The 17,230-nt window shown below is 41.5% G+C and carries 16 protein-coding genes and 1 pseudogene; 15 read left to right on the top strand and 2 right to left on the bottom strand.

Going from position 1 to position 17,230, the window contains the following annotated elements:
* The first annotated feature begins 11 nt into the window (after window positions 1-11).
* The 7 genes from DS742_RS10590 to DS742_RS10560 all read left to right on the top strand — a co-directional run bounded on the left by DS742_RS10590 (window position 12) and on the right by DS742_RS10560 (window position 6,042).
* Window positions 12-890, top strand: coding sequence for an NAD-dependent epimerase/dehydratase family protein (locus tag DS742_RS10590; RefSeq protein ID WP_117416969.1), 879 nt, complete (start codon window positions 12-14; stop codon window positions 888-890).
* A 4-nt stretch (window positions 891-894) separates the two neighbouring features.
* A complete protein-coding gene (locus DS742_RS10585) occupies window positions 895-1,353 on the top strand; it encodes a VOC family protein (RefSeq protein ID WP_117416968.1) in 459 nt (152 codons plus the stop codon).
* A 40-nt stretch (window positions 1,354-1,393) separates the two neighbouring features.
* Complete coding sequence (locus tag DS742_RS10580) at window positions 1,394-1,846, top strand: SufBD protein (RefSeq protein ID WP_117416967.1); 453 nt, start codon at window positions 1,394-1,396, stop codon at window positions 1,844-1,846.
* A gap of 26 nt (window positions 1,847-1,872) precedes the next feature.
* Complete coding sequence (locus DS742_RS10575; protein ID WP_117416966.1) at window positions 1,873-2,370, top strand: YcxB family protein; 498 nt, start codon at window positions 1,873-1,875, stop codon at window positions 2,368-2,370.
* A 231-nt stretch (window positions 2,371-2,601) separates the two neighbouring features.
* Window positions 2,602-4,326, top strand: coding sequence for a methyl-accepting chemotaxis protein (locus DS742_RS10570; protein WP_117416965.1), 1,725 nt, complete (start codon window positions 2,602-2,604; stop codon window positions 4,324-4,326).
* A gap of 209 nt (window positions 4,327-4,535) precedes the next feature.
* Window positions 4,536-5,507: a phosphate acetyltransferase gene (pta, locus tag DS742_RS10565; protein ID WP_117416964.1), complete on the top strand. Its 972-nt coding sequence runs from the start codon at window positions 4,536-4,538 to the stop codon at window positions 5,505-5,507.
* 43 nt (window positions 5,508-5,550) lie between these two features.
* Window positions 5,551-6,042 carry a pyridoxamine 5'-phosphate oxidase family protein gene (locus tag DS742_RS10560; RefSeq protein WP_117416963.1) on the top strand — a complete coding sequence of 164 codons (492 nt, stop codon included), beginning with the start codon at window positions 5,551-5,553 and terminating at the stop codon, window positions 6,040-6,042.
* 103 nt (window positions 6,043-6,145) lie between these two features.
* Here DS742_RS10560 and DS742_RS10555 read toward each other — a convergent pair whose 3' ends face one another.
* Entirely contained in the window at window positions 6,146-8,143 is a 1,998-nt protein-coding gene (locus DS742_RS10555) for a methyl-accepting chemotaxis protein (protein WP_117416962.1), read from the bottom strand.
* Window positions 8,144-8,391: 248 nt separating this feature from the next.
* Between DS742_RS10555 and DS742_RS10550 the strand changes: the two are divergent.
* Window positions 8,392-8,595, top strand: a pseudogene (locus DS742_RS10550) (polysaccharide deacetylase family protein); the annotation flags it as partial.
* A gap of 131 nt (window positions 8,596-8,726) precedes the next feature.
* Complete coding sequence (locus DS742_RS10545; protein WP_117416961.1) at window positions 8,727-9,086, top strand: heavy-metal-associated domain-containing protein; 360 nt, start codon at window positions 8,727-8,729, stop codon at window positions 9,084-9,086.
* A 131-nt stretch (window positions 9,087-9,217) separates the two neighbouring features.
* On the opposite strand, the gene DS742_RS10540 is transcribed toward DS742_RS10545, so the two are convergent.
* The gene (locus DS742_RS10540; protein WP_117416960.1) at window positions 9,218-10,336 is read right to left on the bottom strand and encodes a glycoside hydrolase family 5 protein; all 1,119 of its coding nucleotides are present in this window, start codon (window positions 10,334-10,336) and stop codon (window positions 9,218-9,220) included.
* A gap of 283 nt (window positions 10,337-10,619) precedes the next feature.
* On the opposite strand from DS742_RS10540, the gene DS742_RS10535 reads away from it, so the two are divergent.
* The 6 genes from DS742_RS10535 (at window position 10,620) to prfA (ending at window position 17,146) form a co-directional block, all read left to right on the top strand.
* On the top strand, window positions 10,620-11,939 hold the full coding sequence (locus tag DS742_RS10535) for a replication-associated recombination protein A (RefSeq protein ID WP_117416959.1): 1,320 nt from the start codon (window positions 10,620-10,622) through the stop codon (window positions 11,937-11,939).
* A 164-nt stretch (window positions 11,940-12,103) separates the two neighbouring features.
* The gene (rho, locus tag DS742_RS10530) at window positions 12,104-13,777 is read left to right on the top strand and encodes a transcription termination factor Rho (RefSeq protein ID WP_117416958.1); all 1,674 of its coding nucleotides are present in this window, start codon (window positions 12,104-12,106) and stop codon (window positions 13,775-13,777) included.
* 132 nt (window positions 13,778-13,909) lie between these two features.
* Window positions 13,910-14,116, top strand: a complete 207-nt coding sequence (rpmE, locus tag DS742_RS10525) for a 50S ribosomal protein L31 (protein ID WP_104439128.1) — start codon at window positions 13,910-13,912, stop codon at window positions 14,114-14,116.
* A 106-nt stretch (window positions 14,117-14,222) separates the two neighbouring features.
* Complete coding sequence (locus tag DS742_RS10520) at window positions 14,223-15,167, top strand: DUF1385 domain-containing protein (protein WP_117416957.1); 945 nt, start codon at window positions 14,223-14,225, stop codon at window positions 15,165-15,167.
* Window positions 15,164-16,033 carry a peptide chain release factor N(5)-glutamine methyltransferase gene (gene prmC / locus DS742_RS10515; RefSeq protein ID WP_117416956.1) on the top strand — a complete coding sequence of 290 codons (870 nt, stop codon included), beginning with the start codon at window positions 15,164-15,166 and terminating at the stop codon, window positions 16,031-16,033. Before DS742_RS10520 ends, prmC begins: the two co-directional genes overlap by 4 nt.
* A 39-nt stretch (window positions 16,034-16,072) precedes the next feature.
* Entirely contained in the window at window positions 16,073-17,146 is a 1,074-nt protein-coding gene (gene prfA, locus DS742_RS10510; RefSeq protein WP_117416955.1) for a peptide chain release factor 1, read from the top strand.
* The last annotated feature ends 84 nt before the right edge of the window (window positions 17,147-17,230 follow it).

Raw genomic sequence — 17,230 nt, 5'->3', positions numbered from 1 at the left:
AAGTGAATTATATGAAAATTTTGATGTTTGGTGGTACAAGATTTTTTGGTATCCATACAGTAAATGAATTAATAAAAAATGGACATGATGTCTCCATTGCAACAAGAGGAATCACGTCTGATAAGTTTGGCAGCAGTGTCAAGAGAATCATTCTGGACCGGAACAATCAGGAGAGTCTGAAACAAAGTCTTGCCGGAACACATTATGATGTGGTGATTGATAAGCTGGCATATTGCTCTAACGATGTGAAACAGATATTTGATGTTCTTGATTGTGATAAGTATATTCAGATGTCCAGTACCACTGTTTATGATCCCAAGCACTGGAATACCGTGGAAGAGGACTTTAATCCTAAGGAGAAAGAACTGGTCTGGTGTTCAAGAATGGATTTTCCATATGATGAAATAAAAAGACAGGCAGAACGCGCGTTATGGCAGAGATACCCGGACAGAAAAATCGTTTCAGTCCGATATCCATTTGTATTGGGAAAAGATGATTACACAAAAAGACTATTGTTTTATGTTGAGCATGTAAAAAATGGTCTGCCTATGAATCTTGATAACCCGGATTACCAGATGAGTTTTATAAGATCTGACGAAGCCGGAAAATTAATGGCATTTCTGGCAGACAGTAATTATACCGGACCAATTAACGGCGCTTCTGATGGAACGATATCAATACGGGAAATTCTTAATTATTTGGAGCAGCGGACGGGGAACAAAGCAATCCTTGCGCCAGATGGAGAGAATGGTCCATACAATAACGAACCTGAATACAGCATTAATACAGACCGGGCGAAACAATGCGGTTTTACTTTTACCAATATTAAAGACTGGATCTTTGAACTGGTTGATGAGTATTTGTCCGATATCACATATGAAAGGAAATAGAAAAATGTTTCGATACGTACATACTAATATTATTGCGAAAGACCCGGATAAACTGATTGCCTTTTACAAAGAAGTGTTTCACTGCAAAAGTATAGGGGAGAAACGGGATTTAAAAGGACAGTGGCTGGACAGGCTGACAGGTTTAAATAATGCCCATATCACAGGAGAACACTTATTACTTCCAGGTTACGGTGATGATCATCCCACCTTGGAAATATTTTCCTATGATGCAGTCAGAGAGAACGTAAGGGGAGAAGTAAATCGCCCTGGTTTTGCCCATATTGCATTTGAAGTTGACGATGTGGAGACAACCCTGGGATTAATGATACATGCCGGAGGAAGCCAGGTCGGAGAATTGGTAACAGCCGAATATCCCAATGATACGGAAGCTGTTTTTGTCTATGCCAGGGATCCGGAAGGCAATATTATTGAGCTGCAAAGCTGGAGGCAGAAAAAGAACTAAGTATTTCTGGCTTTTTACAGTAGAGAGGAGTATAAACAATATGGATCAAATTCTGGAACTTGTGTGTGGATTAAAAGATAAAAACGATAAATATGCATATCAGTGTTTGAAAAAACTGGAGTCTGAAAGTTTAATTTCAGATAAAGTTTACCCATATTTTGATCTTTTTGCTGAACTATCAGATCATCCTAATTCATATTTCAGAACCAGAGGAATTATATTAATTGCAGCAAATGCAAAATGGGACAGGGAAAATAAAATTGATGGAATCATTGATCAGCTTCTTAAGCACGTGGAAGATGAGAAGCCAATTACGGCAAGACAGTGCATAAAAGTGTTGCCGCTGGTAGCTCAATATAAACCTGAACTGGCAAATGATATCAGCATGGCTTTACGTAATGCAAATACCCAAATGTTTAAGGACAGTATGCAGCCATTGGTTAATAAAGATATAAAAGAAGCATTAAATCGTATAGATGGGATAAAACGATAAATTCACAGATAAAAGAAAGGCGTGGAATGAATATACAGTTTGAAAACAGATACTACTCTGACAAATTAATGATATCAGAGTATGTACATAAGATATTGTGTAAAAGAATTTATATAATGGGAGCTGTAGTTGCTCCCATTGCGCTTATTATGACTGGAATAACGCTGATCGGGCAGGATTACATTCTGACTGCGGTTTTCGGAGTTTGTCTATTTATCCTTATTTTCACGATTCTGATTACCCCCCCAATGACCATAAGACAGATGCAGGAATATGACAGGAAACTGAATAACGGGAAAAAGAATGAGGCAATTATTCAGTTTGGTGAGAAAATCTCTATTTCCCAGGGGACATTTTTCCTGACAATCGAATATTCTCAGATTTTAAAAACTTATGAACTGAGAAATTCGTTTGTCCTGATGTTTACTAAAAACAGTGGAATCATTATTGATCCGAACGGATTTACCATAGGTGATTTTAGTGATTTCAAAGAATTTATCAGCAGAAAATGCAATGTCCTGTAATGAAATTGTGAGTTTCAGAGACTGTTGTAACCGTATTGATACTATAAAATATATGTATGTTACAATTGTTGATAACCGTATTATTAATAGAATATATAGTAATTGTTAATTAATAGTCAAACAATAAAGAAAATATTATAGAATATACGCTTAATTATCCTCCGCTTTTGTCGATATTATCCATAAGAGCTGAAGAAATACCAGCTGACTAAACGAGCGGAGGTAAAGGCTATGAACATCATAAAAAACTTAAAAGTGGCAAACAAATTATGGCTTATTATTTTTCCTGCGGTTTTCGCACTCATATTTTTGCTGGTGTTTTTTATTTATCGGTCGAACCAGATTATGGAAGATTCAAAGACAGCTTTATACGATGAGGTCTTTGTCAGTACGGATAAAATCCTGAATGCAGACCGGGATTTTTATCAGGCGGCTATTGTGCAGAAAGAGATTTATCTGGATAAGGATAAATTGACAGATGAAGACATAAATAAACTGATAGCAGACTACGATGAAAATGTCAAACAGGTTCAGGACCGGGTTACAACCGCACTTGACAATGTTAAATCAAATGAAGCTCTTTACAGAAACTATCAGCATTCCACTGCCAAATTGACCTTAGAACAGTTATATACAGCTTTTCAGGCAGACTTTCAGACATGGCTGAATGCATATGACATTAAAAATGGTACGGGGGATATGGAGTTATCACAGTCCGGCTTTGACAAAGCAAGAGAAGATATTAATCTGATGACAGAACTGCTTGAAGATTATGCCAAAACCCGCTCTGCTGAAATTGAAAACAGTGTAACCCAAAGTATCCGGACATCAGTTGCAACAATAGCTGCTGTGATTTTTTTAATCGCTCTGTTCTCGATTCAGACTGTCCGATATTTAAAAATTAATATCCAGTATATTACCGGAATCAGCAAACGGATTGCCCAGGGAGAATTATCTCTTGAAATAGATGAGAAAAAAATCACCAGAGATGAACTGGGGCAGCTTTGTGATGCAACCGGGCAGACGCTTCGGCAGTTGAATGAATATAATTCGTATATCAATGAGATCACTGAGGTACTGGATATTATGGCTGGGGGAGATATGAGAATTACATTAAGTCAGGAATACTCTGGCAGGTTTTCTTCTATTAAGAGTTCCCTGCTTCGTATTTCCTCTTCTCTGAATAAGACACTGACGACAATTGCGGATACTTCCAGACATATAGATTCCAGTTCCCGGCAGATTTCCGATACCGCACAGTCCCTGGCCCAGAGCACAACAGAGCAGGCGAGCTCTGTGGAAGAGTTGTCTGCTTCCATTGCAGATGTGTCTCAGCTGGTACATAAGAATGCAGCCAGTGTGACAGAAGCTGCTGATTATATCGGAGAGACAGTCATGGATATTAAAGAGAGCAATGCCTCCATGAAGCAGATGCTGGCTTCCATGGAAGAAATCGGCAGTTCCTCCGGTCAGATCAATAAGATCATTGCAGTAATTAATGATATCGCATTCCAGACCAATATTCTTGCATTGAATGCGGCTGTTGAGGCAGCCAGAGCAGGCTCGGCGGGAAAAGGCTTTGCGGTAGTTGCAGATGAGGTCCGGAATCTGGCAACAAAATCTGCCAGCGCAGCGCAGCAGACTTCTTCCCTCATTGAAGATTCCATTAAAGCAGTTTCAGACGGATCTAAACTGGCAGAAGATACGGCAGAAGCGCTGGAACGGGTTTCCTCAAAGGCATCTCAGATTAATGAGATTATTCTTAAGATTAAAGAGGCTTCCTCTGAACAGGCTGTTTCCATTTCCCAGATTAACCAGGGAATTGAGCAGATATCCTCTGTTGTACAAACGAATGCCGCTACTGCGGAAGAAAGTGCTGCTTCCAGTGAAGAACTGTCCGGTCAGGCAGCCCTGTTATATAGTGAAGTGGGTAAGTTTAAGCTTGCAGATGTATAGACCGTTTTCATTATCAATTATTGTTTGAATACGTATGCTTTGGGAATAGCCCGGATTGTTATTTTACAGTCCGGGTTGTTTTGATTTAAAGACACTGGCTTGGTTGTTATATTCCATTACTTAAGCTATAATATTTGTAATTGGTAAAGTAATATAAAAATATGAAAATGGAAAAACTGCATAGTAAAAAAGCTACGGAGGAATTGAACATGTTTGAACCGATGATTGCTGCACTGAAATTGCAAAAAAGGCGAATCGTTTTTACTGAAGGGACTGATCCAAGAATATTAGAAGCAGCCAGCCGCCTGCAACGCGAAGGAATTCTGACTCCCTTTTTGCTGGGGAATCCGGCTGAGATCAACGCTGCAGCCAGAGCGTGTAACTGGCCTGTTGATGAAATTGAGATGATCGATCCTCTGAATTATGATGGTCTTGATGAAATGGTGTTAAAAATGACGGAATTAAGAAAAGGTAAAATGGACGAAGCAGCCTGCCGCGAGGCTCTGAAAAAGTCCAACTATTTTGGAACCATGCTGGTTCAGATGGGTAAGGCAGACTGTCTTTTGGGAGGAGCAACTTATTCCACTGCAGACACTGTGAGGCCTGCCCTCCAGCTGATTAAGACAAGACCCGGCAGCAAAATTGTATCCAGCTGTTTTATCCTTACCAGGAAAACAGAAGGTGGGAATGAGATGTATGCCATGGGTGACTGTGCGATAAACCTTGATCCCAATGACGAGGAACTGGCGGAAATCGCATGTGAAACAGCCCGGACAGCCAAACGGTTTTCCATCGATCCCAGGGTTGCGTTACTATCCTATAGTACACTGGGTTCGGGAAAGGGAGAGTCTGTTGATAAGGTGAGAATGGCAGCTGAGAAATTAAAAGCCATGAATCTGGATTTTCCGGCAGACGGAGAATTGCAGTTTGATGCGGCATTCTCTCCAGTTGTGGCAAAAACGAAAGCTCCGGAATCAGCAGTTGCGGGAAAGGCTAACGTATTTATTTTTCCTGATATCAACGCCGGTAATATCGGTTATAAAATTGCACAGCGTTTAGGAGGATTTGAAGCCTTCGGACCAATCCTGCAGGGATTAAATGCGCCGATTAATGATCTTTCCAGAGGCTGTAATGCAGATGAAGTTTATAAAATGTCAATTATTACAGCAGCCCTTATATAGCTTAGAAACAGACATTTCACTGTCTTTGTGAAAGGAGTTCCATATGTTTAGAGAAATGCGGCGTAAAAATCAGGTACTGTCAGCAGAAGAAAGCATTCAGATTCTGGAGCGGGGAACATCAGGAGTGCTGGCAGTATCTGGTGATGATGATTATCCATATGCTGTCCCCTTAAGTTATGTATACCATGATAATAAGATTTATTTTCATGGTGCAAAAACAGGTCAAAAGTTAGATGGAATTGCCAGAAATGAAAAAGTTTCATTTTGCGTTATTGATCAGGATCAGGTTGTACAGGATGAATATACCACATATTTTCGCAGTGTCATTGTATTTGGCAGAGCCCGTCTTATGGAGGAAAAGGAAAAAAGGAGAGCTCTTGAAATCTTAACAGCAAGATACTCTCCTGATATAGAAGAAGGCCAGCGGTCTCAGGCAATTGATAAAGGTTTAAGCGCTGTCTGCATGATAGAACTTAGTATTGAACACATAAGTGGTAAAGAGGCAAAAGAATTGGTTAAGCAAAAAGAAAAATAATTGATTCGGACACTCACATCATCAGTGAAATTTCAGAAGAAGTAATGCATCTCACTGATAAAAGAGTAACTGCAGCTGCTCACATATCCAATGGGATTCATATCTAAAATTTAAATGATCCGACCAGTGATTTTAATGACACAGCCTGTGCAGATAATTCTTCTGCTGTAGAAGCACTTTCTTCTGCAGCAGCAGAATTGGATTGCACAACCTTGGAAATCTGATCGACACCAATGAGCATTTGGTTGATTGCATCATTTTCCTGTTCTGTAGCCGAAATTATTTCTCTCATACTTCTTACTGCGATTTCGGTTTTTTCCACAACTTCCTTCAATGATAGACCTGTTTCATCAACCATACGTGACCCTTCTTCTACCGCAAGAATGGATCTTTCTATCAGTGCAGTTGTACTGCTGGCGGCCTGACTGGATTTGGCTGCCAGACTTCTTACCTCATCAGCAACAACGGCAAAACCCTTACCTACGCTTCCCGCGCGTGCTGCTTCTACCGCAGCATTCAGGGCCAGAATATTTGTCTGGAAAGCAATTTCTTCTATTACTTTTATAATTTTTCCTATCTCGGCAGAGGTAGTATTTATTTCGTTCATTGCAGAAATCAGGCTATTCATCTGATCGTTGCTGAATTTAATTTTTTCACCCAGTTCTGACATGTACTTTTCTGAAGCTGTTGCATTGGAGGTATTTAGTTTTGTCCGAGAAGAAATTTCATCGAATGATGCTGCCAGTTCCTCTATGGAAGAGGCCTGCTCGGTAGCGCCCTGAGCCAGTCCGGTTGCACCTGCCGCCAGTTGTTCTGCGCCTGAGGTTACCTGACTGGAAGCAATATCAATCTGATGTAAAGTATCAGTTATATTATTGCTCATATAACTGATGGATTTATAAATTTCATGCATATCACCCACATAGGCGCTTTCGGGTATCTGAGGCCTTGCTGAGAAGTTTCCTCTTGCCATTTCGCCAAGAAGATATTTTACATCTTCAATGATAGATTGAAGTGAACTTGTTAACGTCTTTGCTGACTGAGTCAACAACATTGTCTCATCATTGGTCTTAATATCTGCAACGATACTGTGGAAATCCCCTTCTGCCAGCTTCTGAAGCCGGGTTGTACATATGTGAATCGGTTTTCCAATGGCATTTGCTAATTTAGCAGCGGATAGAAAACTTATGATAAGAGTCAGTACAATCACTGCAATGGTCATGGCGATACTCTGGACCGTACCACTTAAAAAATCATTAACCGGGGCACTGATTGCAATACTCCAGCCGTTTGTTTCTTCTATTGGGGCATAAGCAAGATATTTATTCTGGCCTTGGTATTTGTAAGATCCAAAACCATTTTTTCCGGAAATCATTTCTTTCAGCACTGCTGCCAAAGATGCATACTGGGGATCTTTTTTTGCTTCTTCTATGTAATTAGTCAGGTTTTTAATTAATTCATAGTTTGGATGTGCAATCATCGTTCCCTTGCTGTCAGTGATGTAGGCATATCCATTCTTACTGACATTTATGGAAGAAACCAGAGTGTTGAGAGAACTTACATCCATACAGGCCATAACTGCACCAATGACTTCTGAATTCCGGATACCGTCTTTCCAGATCGGAGCCGCAACGGCACACACATATTCTCCGGAGTCTCTGCTGTAAATCGGATCGCTGATATTTGATTTACCAGCCAGAGCGGTTATAAAGTATTGTCTGTCATAAACGTTTAACTCTGAATTTGCAAGACTAACACCATCTTTATTAAATAAATAGACCTGGCTCCAGTTATACGATTTTTTGTATTGTTCTAATATTTCCAACTTTTCAGTAATTGGTATTGTATCTACTGAAAACTCTTTTACTGTGCCTAATGTTTCTACAATATTTAACGTGGATTTCAGACGATATTCTACCTGACCTGCAGCCACTGTGGCAGTCGTTTTTAAATTATTTTTCAAGATATAGATTGTTGACGAAAAGTTGAGAAAACATGTTAAAAAACCTACAAAGATAAGTGATGCAGAAACCGTTACCATGATCATAGACCGTATCTTTCTTTTAATTGTTGTCGCTTTTTGTAATTTGTTGTTATTCATATTTTTCTCCTTTTCGTATTGTGGGGTAAAATATAACAATGAAAAATCTGATTATGAATAAATTTTATTATAATTACACAAAAATGTAAATAAAATTTTTGATAAATCAAAAATCTTTTGTCGACAAAATACGACAAAAAATGTCGATAAAAAAATGTCAAAAAATTAACATAATTTTAAAACAAATTTAACAAAATCTAGTGTTATACTGTTACGGAACAACGGAAAGGATGACGCATTTTCCAACTTTATGCAATGTGGATACACTGGACTGGAAGACCCAGAACACAAAAAAAATCGTCCGTCACATAGTGAAACATGTGGAACCCGGGGATATCATACTTCTTCACGATGTTTTCCCTACATCGGTAGAAGCTGCGCTGGAGGCAATTGATGTATTAACCAGACAGGGTTATACGTTTGTTACAGCTGATGAATTATTAATTGATTAATGAATGAATGGTTCAGGCTCTGTTAGCGGAATTGAAAAAAAGTATCACTAAGAGCTCTTCCGCAATGGCATTTTGGTTATATAATAATCTTAGAACAGAAATGTCCATTATATAACAAAGGAGGAGTTAACATGTCAACAGCCGTAATCTGTACGATTTTAATTGTGATCTGTTATTTTGGATTAAGAAGTTCGATTAAAAGGGCAAAGCAGGGCTGCTGCGGAAGCGGCAGTGAAGAAGTTAAGAAAATAAAAGCTGCAGATACCAATGAATCCCATTACCCGTTTACCTCGACTATTCAAGTAGATGGTATGACCTGTGCCAACTGCAGAAAAAAGGTGGAGAATGCATTCAACAGCCTTAACGGGATTTATGCAGCCGCAGATTTGGAAAAAAAGCAGGTTGTGATTCATATGAAAGAAAAATTAACAGAAAGTGAACTAAGAGATATTGTAAAAAAGGCTGGTTATTTTCCAGGACGGTTCATATAATCCCAGTGCTTTTGACGGAGGTGCGGCTCAATAACTATATTACAGTTATTGAGCCGCACCTTTCCTTTTACATTTAAAATCAGGGTAGGAATCCTCTTTTACACAGCAATGGATCCTTTGACCAGACTGATTTATTTAATCCCTTTCATCATTGCATTTACAAGTTCTGGATAATAAAAGGTATAATTAATTCTGTCAAGCAGACCAAAGAGTTCGCCATTACCGCTTATGGCACCATTATCCCACCAGATGCAGGGAATCCCTTTCGCTTTTGCTGATTTTACATAGAAATTTGCCCAGTCGGTACGCTGTTTCAGATTATTTTTATTCATTGCTCCGAATTCACCAATTATGACGGGATAACCTTTGGAAATAAAATAGCGGTGGATATTGTCCATCAGATAGGTTATGGCCCCGGTATCTGCACTGTTATTAAGGTGCCACTCCGGAGTTCCGGAAGTATTCAGGGCAAAGTCATACGGAGTGTAAGCGTGTATAGAGACAATGATCTTATTATCTTTTGGTATAACAAAGTTATCCCAGGCGTTTGAGGAAGAAGTAGCAGCATAAGGCGGTATCATTAAATGCCTTAAAGGGTTGTTCCCGCCGGAGCTGCGAATGGTTTTTACAAAAGCAGCATTGAAGCGGTTCACGACCTCCTGTCCTTCTCTGTTACCGCCGTTCCACTCGTCCGCCGTACCCTTTTGCCGCGGTTCATTCAGACCTTCAAAGATCAGATGCTCATCATAATTTTTAAATCTTTCCGCGATCTGGGTCCATACTTTTGTAAGGATTCTGGTGGCAGCAGCTTCATTTGCGAAGGAAGGAAAATGCCATTCCTCATGATGAAGGTTTAAAATAACAAACATCCTGTTATTGATGCCATAATCTACAACCTCCACAACCCTGTTAAGCCACGCAGGATCAATGGTGTAATCCGGTGCAGGTCCAAGGTGCTTTTCCCAGGTAGTTGGGACTCTTAAGGTATGAAAGCCGCCTGCCTTGATTTTATCAATCATGGCTTTATCCGTTTTTGGATTCCCCCAGGATGTTTCGGAAGAAAGACCGGAGCCTCCCGTTGCATCCAGGGTATTTCCTAAATTCCAGCCGATACGGATTTCCCTGACCAGTTCAGCAGAAGAGATATTCCGGATGGATGAAGGATTGCTGGCTTTTGCTGCGGCGGTCTCATTCATTAGACCTGCCTCTTCAGACATAATACTTGTTGTTTTCATGTTTTTTGTACTCATATACCCTCCTATAAAAATTTTTTTACTACAATTAGAGAATAACACGTTCTGTATCAGTTTAAAATGAAATCAAGTGCAATAATATCTGTTAAATAAAATGAATGGCAATAATGATAGGTTACATAGCAGATTTTAGGGAAAAAGCAGGTGATGATACATAGAAATGCATGGAGAACAAATGTTCTTGACAAATGACCGGACACTGTCCATAATAAAGAAAAAGAGATCAGAATAAGCCCTGTTTATCTGACTGGATACGGGATAACGTATGGAGGAGAAGAAAATGGATTTATTTGATTATATGAGGGAAAACACGATGGAAAAAGAGTCCCCTCTTGCTTCCAGGCTTCGTCCGTCCACCCTGGATGAAGTGGTGGGCCAGCAGCATATTATCGGAAAGGACAAGCTTCTTTACCGCGCGATCAAAGCGGATAAACTTGGTTCAGTCATATTCTACGGACCTCCTGGAACCGGGAAAACCACTCTGGCCAGAGTAATTGCCAATACCACCAGTGCGGATTTTAAACAGCTCAATGCAACAGTGGCTGGAAAAAAGGATATGGAAGAAATTGTGAAAGAAGCTAAGGATTCTCTGGGGATGTACGGGAAGAAGACCATTCTTTTTGTAGATGAGATTCACAGATTCAATAAGGGGCAGCAGGATTATCTTCTGCCTTTCGTAGAAGACGGTACATTAATTCTAATCGGTGCTACCACGGAAAACCCATATTTTGAGGTGAATGGTGCTCTTCTTTCCCGTTCCAGGGTATTTGAACTTAAGACACTGGAGAAAGAAGACATTAAGGAACTGATCAGACGGGCAGTTTACGATAAAGAGAAGGGAATGGGCGCCTATGACGCAGTCATTGATCCTGAGGCAGAAGATTTTCTGGCAGATGTGGCAAACGGCGATGCGAGAGCAGCATTGAATGCGGTGGAGCTTGGTGTCATGACAACGGAACGGGATCCTCATGACGGGAAAATTCATATTGATATGGAAGTGGCACAGGAATGCATTCAGAAACGTGCAGTCCGGTACGATAAAAATGGTGATAACCACTACGATACCATATCTGCATTTATTAAAAGCATGAGAGGTTCGGACCCCGATGCAGCAGTTTATTATCTGGCAAGGATGCTTTATGCAGGGGAGGACATTAAATTTATAGCCAGAAGAATCATGATCTGTGCGTCAGAAGATGTGGGGAATGCAGATCCACAGGCGCTTGTGGTGGCAGTAGCGGCGGCACAGGCAGTGGAGCGGATCGGACTTCCCGAGGCCCAGATTATTTTATCCCAGGCAGTTACCTATGTGGCATGTGCCCCCAAAAGCAATGCGGCTTGTATCGCAGTATTCGAGGCACAGGATGCGGTAAAAAATAAAAAGACCATGCCCATACCGGTTCATTTACAGGATTCCCATTATAAAGGCTCCTCAAAGCTTGGACATGGGCAGGGGTATCTCTATGCCCACGATTATGAAAATCATTATGTGAAACAGCAATATCTGCCGGATGGGCTGGATGGAACGGAATTTTACCGGCCGACGGAAAACGGATATGAGAAAAAAATCAGGGAACACTTGAGCTTTCTGAAAAAATAACTTTTCTTTTTATATATTAAGGTATATAATAGGCATATCGTACGACCTGATTCAACATGATTAGGACCGGAAGTGCATTCCGGTCGTCTGTTTGCGATATTCTATCGTAAATCATTCCCAAGATTACGAAACAACTGGTATAAGGAATCATGAAGGAGATTAATATGCGTGAAAAATTACAGACATTGCCGTTAGCGGAGTTAAAGGAGCTTGCCAAAGCCCAGGGGATAAAGGGCTTCAGTTCCATGAGAAAGCCCGATATTATAAATATACTCTGTGAAAAGGAAGGAGAGACTTCTGATTTCGCAGTTGCGGCCGGGAGTGTTTCGGCAGAAAAAAGGGAACCGGTCAGAGAGCCGGTAACCGGACAGACAGAGAAAGAAACCGGCAAACCGCCCGTACCAGCTCCCCAGCCCCAGGTACAGTCCGCCGGAGAGCAGCAGAACACACCGGTTCAGAATAATATTAAGAAAACGGTTGTCCGTTCCTACCGTCAGGATACACAGCAGAGAACATACCGCCCGGCAGGGGGAGCAGTTTCTGAGGGGAATAACAGATATGACAATTCCACAAGAACGGAAGGCATGACCAGGAATGAAGCGCCGGTAAAGCAGGAGACCCCTGTGAGGGTGGAACCAAGGCAGGAATATGGTGCGGAAGATCCCAGGGTGGATTTTCAGCCAAGCCCTGAACTTCAGGAGCTTGACAGCGGAATTGATGCCCATGGAATACTGGAAGTCATGCCTGACGGATTTGGCTTCATCCGTTGTGAGAATTATCTTCCCGGTGAGAATGACGTCTATGTAGCGCCATCCCAGATCCGTCGTTTTAACATGAAGACCGGAGACATTATTCATGGCAGCCGCAGAGTAAAGACTGCAGCAGAAAAGTTTGCAGCACTCTTATATGTGAAGAAGATTAACGGATATCCAACCAATATGGCAGAGCGCCGGCCCAATTTTGAAAATATGACTCCTGTTTTTCCTGACAAGCGTCTTCACATGGAGACAGACGGAGGAAAGAATACCACTGCCATGAGAGTGGTGGATTTGTTAGCTCCCATTGGAAAAGGCCAGAGAGGTATGATTGTATCTCCGCCAAAGGCAGGTAAAACTACGTTATTAAAGCAGGTGGCCAAGGCAATCACACTCAATCATCCTGAGATTCATCTGATGATACTTCTCATTGATGAACGTCCGGAAGAGGTTACAGATATTAAGGAATCGATTGTAGGTAATAATGTGGAGGTTCTTTATTCCACGTTTGATGAACTTCCGGACCGTCACAAACGGGTATCGGAGATGGTGATTGAGAGGGCCAAGCGTCTTGTAGAGCATGGAAGAGATGTGGTAATCCTTTTAGACAGCATAACCCGCCTTGCAAGAGCCTACAACTTAACGGTTGCACCAAGCGGAAGAACTCTTTCCGGCGGTCTTGATCCTGCAGCTCTCCATATGCCCAAGCGCTTTTTCGGTGCAGCAAGGAACATGAGAGAAGGCGGTAGTCTTACCGTACTTGCTACAGCACTTGTTGATACGGGAAGCCGTATGGACGATGTTATTTATGAGGAATTTAAAGGTACGGGCAACATGGAGCTGGTGCTTGACCGGAAGCTTTCAGAGAAGAGAATCTTCCCGGCTATTGATATTTTAAAGTCAGGAACCAGAAGAGACGATCTGCTCCTTACCAGAGAAGAAGCAGAGGCTGTGGACATTGTGCGTAAGGCTACCAATACATTAAAACCTGAAGATGCAGTAGAAAAAATTCTGGACCTGTTTTCAAAAACCAAGAATAACCGGGAATTTGTGGAGATGTCCAAGAAGATGCGCTTTTTCTAAGGCTGTAATCTTTTATATAATAAATGCTTGCATTAAGTTTTTTTCTATGTTATACTATACAAGCTGTTTATTAGACAAAGTCGGTTTACGAACCGCGATTTAATAGAAATCAGAGTATGCGAGGTGAAAATCATGAAAGAGGGAATCCATCCAAATTACTACCAGGCAAAGGTTGTTTGCAACTGCGGTAATGAATTCGTAACTGGTTCTACAAAGGAAGACATCCACGTAGAAGTTTGTTCTAAATGCCATTCATTCTACACCGGTCAGCAGAAAGCTGCTTCCGCTCGTGGACGTATTGATAAATTCAATCGTAAATATGGCGTTAAGGCTGAATAAGTTTGGAGCAAAGAAAAGGTTGAGTTTAGTGGAAACACTTTAGCTCAACCTTTTTTGAGATTAGAATCTTGTTACATCTATTTTTTTACAGAGAGGTGGTTGGCGTATGAAGTATTCAGGGATCGGCGGTCAGGCCGTGATTGAAGGCGTTATGATGAAAAACAGGGATGAGTATGCCATAGCAGTCCGCAAGCCGGACGGAACCATTGAAGTGAAAAAAGATGCGTATGTCAGCATGGGGGAAAAAGTAAAATTGTTTTCTCTACCGTTTTTCAGAGGTATTTTCAGTTTTGCTGATTCTATGATACTGGGTATGAGGGCGCTCACCTTTTCTGCCAGCTTTTTTGAGGATGATGAGGAGGATTTAGAACCCTCCGGATTTGAGAAGCTGCTGGAACGGATTTTTGGTGAAAAGATGGAAAAAGCCCTGATGAGCATGGTGATGGTATTTTCCGTAATCATGGCGATCTGCATATTCATGGTGCTTCCTCTGTTTCTGGCTAATATATTTCACCGTTTCATTCAGTCACAGACTGTGATGGCTATATTGGAAGGTGTAATCCGTATCGGTATTTTTATCACTTATATTAAACTGGTTTCCCGCATGGAGGACATCAGACGTACCTTCATGTACCACGGAGCCGAACATAAATGCATTAACTGCCTGGAGCACGGGCTGGAACTGAATGTGGAGAATGTAAGAAACAGTTCCAAGGAACATAAGAGATGTGGAACCAGTTTTCTTTTAATTGTAATGATTATCAGCATTTTGTTTTTTATGGTGATTCAGGTAAAGACTCTGCCCCTGCGGATTATAAGCCGTATTATTCTGATTCCGGTGATTGCAGGGGTATCCTATGAGTTCCTGCGTTTAGCAGGGCGGAGCGATTCAAAGCTGGTGGATATTTTAAGCAGACCGGGCATGTGGATGCAGGGGCTGACTACCAGTGAACCCGATGACTCCATGATTGAAGTCGGGATTGCCTCTGTGGAAGCAGTATTTGACTGGAGAGAATTTCTTGGTAAGAATTTTCCGGAGAATAAATCATGAGTTTAACATTAAGTCAGTTATTGGAAGAAGGAACAGACAGACTGATGAAGGCAGGGGTAGAGGAAGCTGCGATTGATGCGAGATATCTGCTGCTTGAAGCATTCCATACGGATCTGACTCATTTTCTTATTGAACGGAACAGGATTCTGAGTGCGAAAGAGGAATCCGGAGAATCTGTACGTGATTTTTACCGGATGCTTGGACTGCGGTCGGAGAGAATTCCCCTTCAGCAGATTACCGGGAGCAGGGAATTTATGGGTCTTGATTTTTTTGTCAATGAACATGTTCTGATTCCCAGGCAGGATACGGAGACACTGGTGGAGCAGATTTTAAAGGATTATAAGGGCAGGAATCCCAGGATTCTGGATTTATGCACCGGCAGCGGGTGCATCGCCGTAAGCCTTGCAAAGCTTGGCGGGTTTGAATCGGTTGTGGCTGCTGACATTTCCGAAGAAGCTTTAAACGTTGCGAAAAGGAATGGGGAAGCAATTTTAGGGAAAGAGAAAATTATATTTCTGTTAAGCGATTTATTTAATGCTTTTAAGGAAGATGAGTTGTTCGATGTGATTGTGTCCAATCCGCCCTATATTCCCACTGAGGTAATGAAAGATCTGCAGCCTGAGGTGCGGGATCATGAGCCTGTGCTGGCACTGGATGGAAAAGAAGATGGGCTTTACTTTTACAGGAGACTGGCAGCAGAAAGCCGGAATTATCTAAATCCTGGCGGTGCGGTCTATCTGGAGATTGGTTATGACCAGAAAGACGCAGTCAGTACACTGCTTGAGGAAGCTGGTTTTATAAAGATCCGTTCATGGTGCGATGCGGCGGGTATGGACCGCGTAGTGAGCGGAGTTTTAGAAAATTAATGGGCAGAAGCCCTTTTGGTGACATTTTGGAGGATACCAATGTTTGATCGATTAGATGATATATTAATTCATTATGAAGAGCTGATGCAGGAGCTTAACAATCCATCCGTAGCAGAGGATCAGAACCGGTTTCGGAAGCTGATGAAAGAACAGGCGGATTTAGCAGATCTTGTAGAAGCTTATACCCAGTATAAGAAGGCGAAGCAGACTGTGGAAGAAAGTCTGGCACTTCTTGAAGAAGAGAGCGATGAAGAGATGCGAGAGATGGCAAAAGAAGAATTATCAGATGCCAAGAAGCAGATTGAACAGCTGGAACAGCGACTTAAAGTACTTCTTTTACCCAAGGATCCCAATGATGATAAGAATATCATGCTGGAAATCCGTGCAGGAGCAGGTGGTGATGAGGCTGCACTTTTTGCTTCTGAGCTGTATCGCATGTATGTCAATTATGCAGAAGCCCAGAGATGGAAAGTAGAGTTAATCAGCGTCAATGAAAACGGAATCGGCGGTTTTAAGGAAGTGGTTGCCATGATTACAGGAAAAGGCGCTTATTCCAAGATGAAATACGAAAGCGGCGTTCACCGGGTCCAGAGAGTACCGGAGACAGAGAGTGGCGGCAGAATCCATACGTCAACGGCTACTGTGGCAGTTATGCCGGAAGCAGAAGATGTGGATGTAGTAATTGAGGATAAGGATGTCAGAATTGATGTCATGCGTGCTTCCGGTAACGGCGGACAGTGTGTCAACACAACGGATTCCGCAGTTCGTCTGACTCATATGCCTACTGGTATTGTAATTTACAGCCAGACTGAAAAATCCCAGCTTCAGAACAAAGAGAAGGCATTCCGTCTGCTTCGTTCCAAGCTTTATGATATTGAACTGGAGAAGAGACAGAATTCTGAGTCGGAGGCGCGCAGAAGCCAGATCGGTACAGGTGACCGGTCTGAGAAGATCAGAACCTACAATTTCCCACAGGGCCGTGTGACAGATCACCGGATTAAGCTGACTCTTTATAAGATTGATTCCATCATGAATGGAGATATTTATGAACTTCTGGACTCTCTGATTGCAGCAGATCAGGCAGAAAAACTTGCCAGACTGAATGAAAATTAAGGAGATTAGCAGAAATTTCTGCAAAGATTTTAAAATAAATGCCTGTACTTGTAATATTTTAAACAGCAGGTATAATATAATAAA

It is taken from the genome of Lacrimispora amygdalina, assembly GCF_003432035.1.
Lineage (GTDB): Bacteria > Bacillota > Clostridia > Lachnospirales > Lachnospiraceae > Lacrimispora > Lacrimispora amygdalina.
The sequence above is the reverse complement of the archived record's forward strand: the minus strand, read 5'-3'. Positions and strand labels throughout refer to the sequence as shown.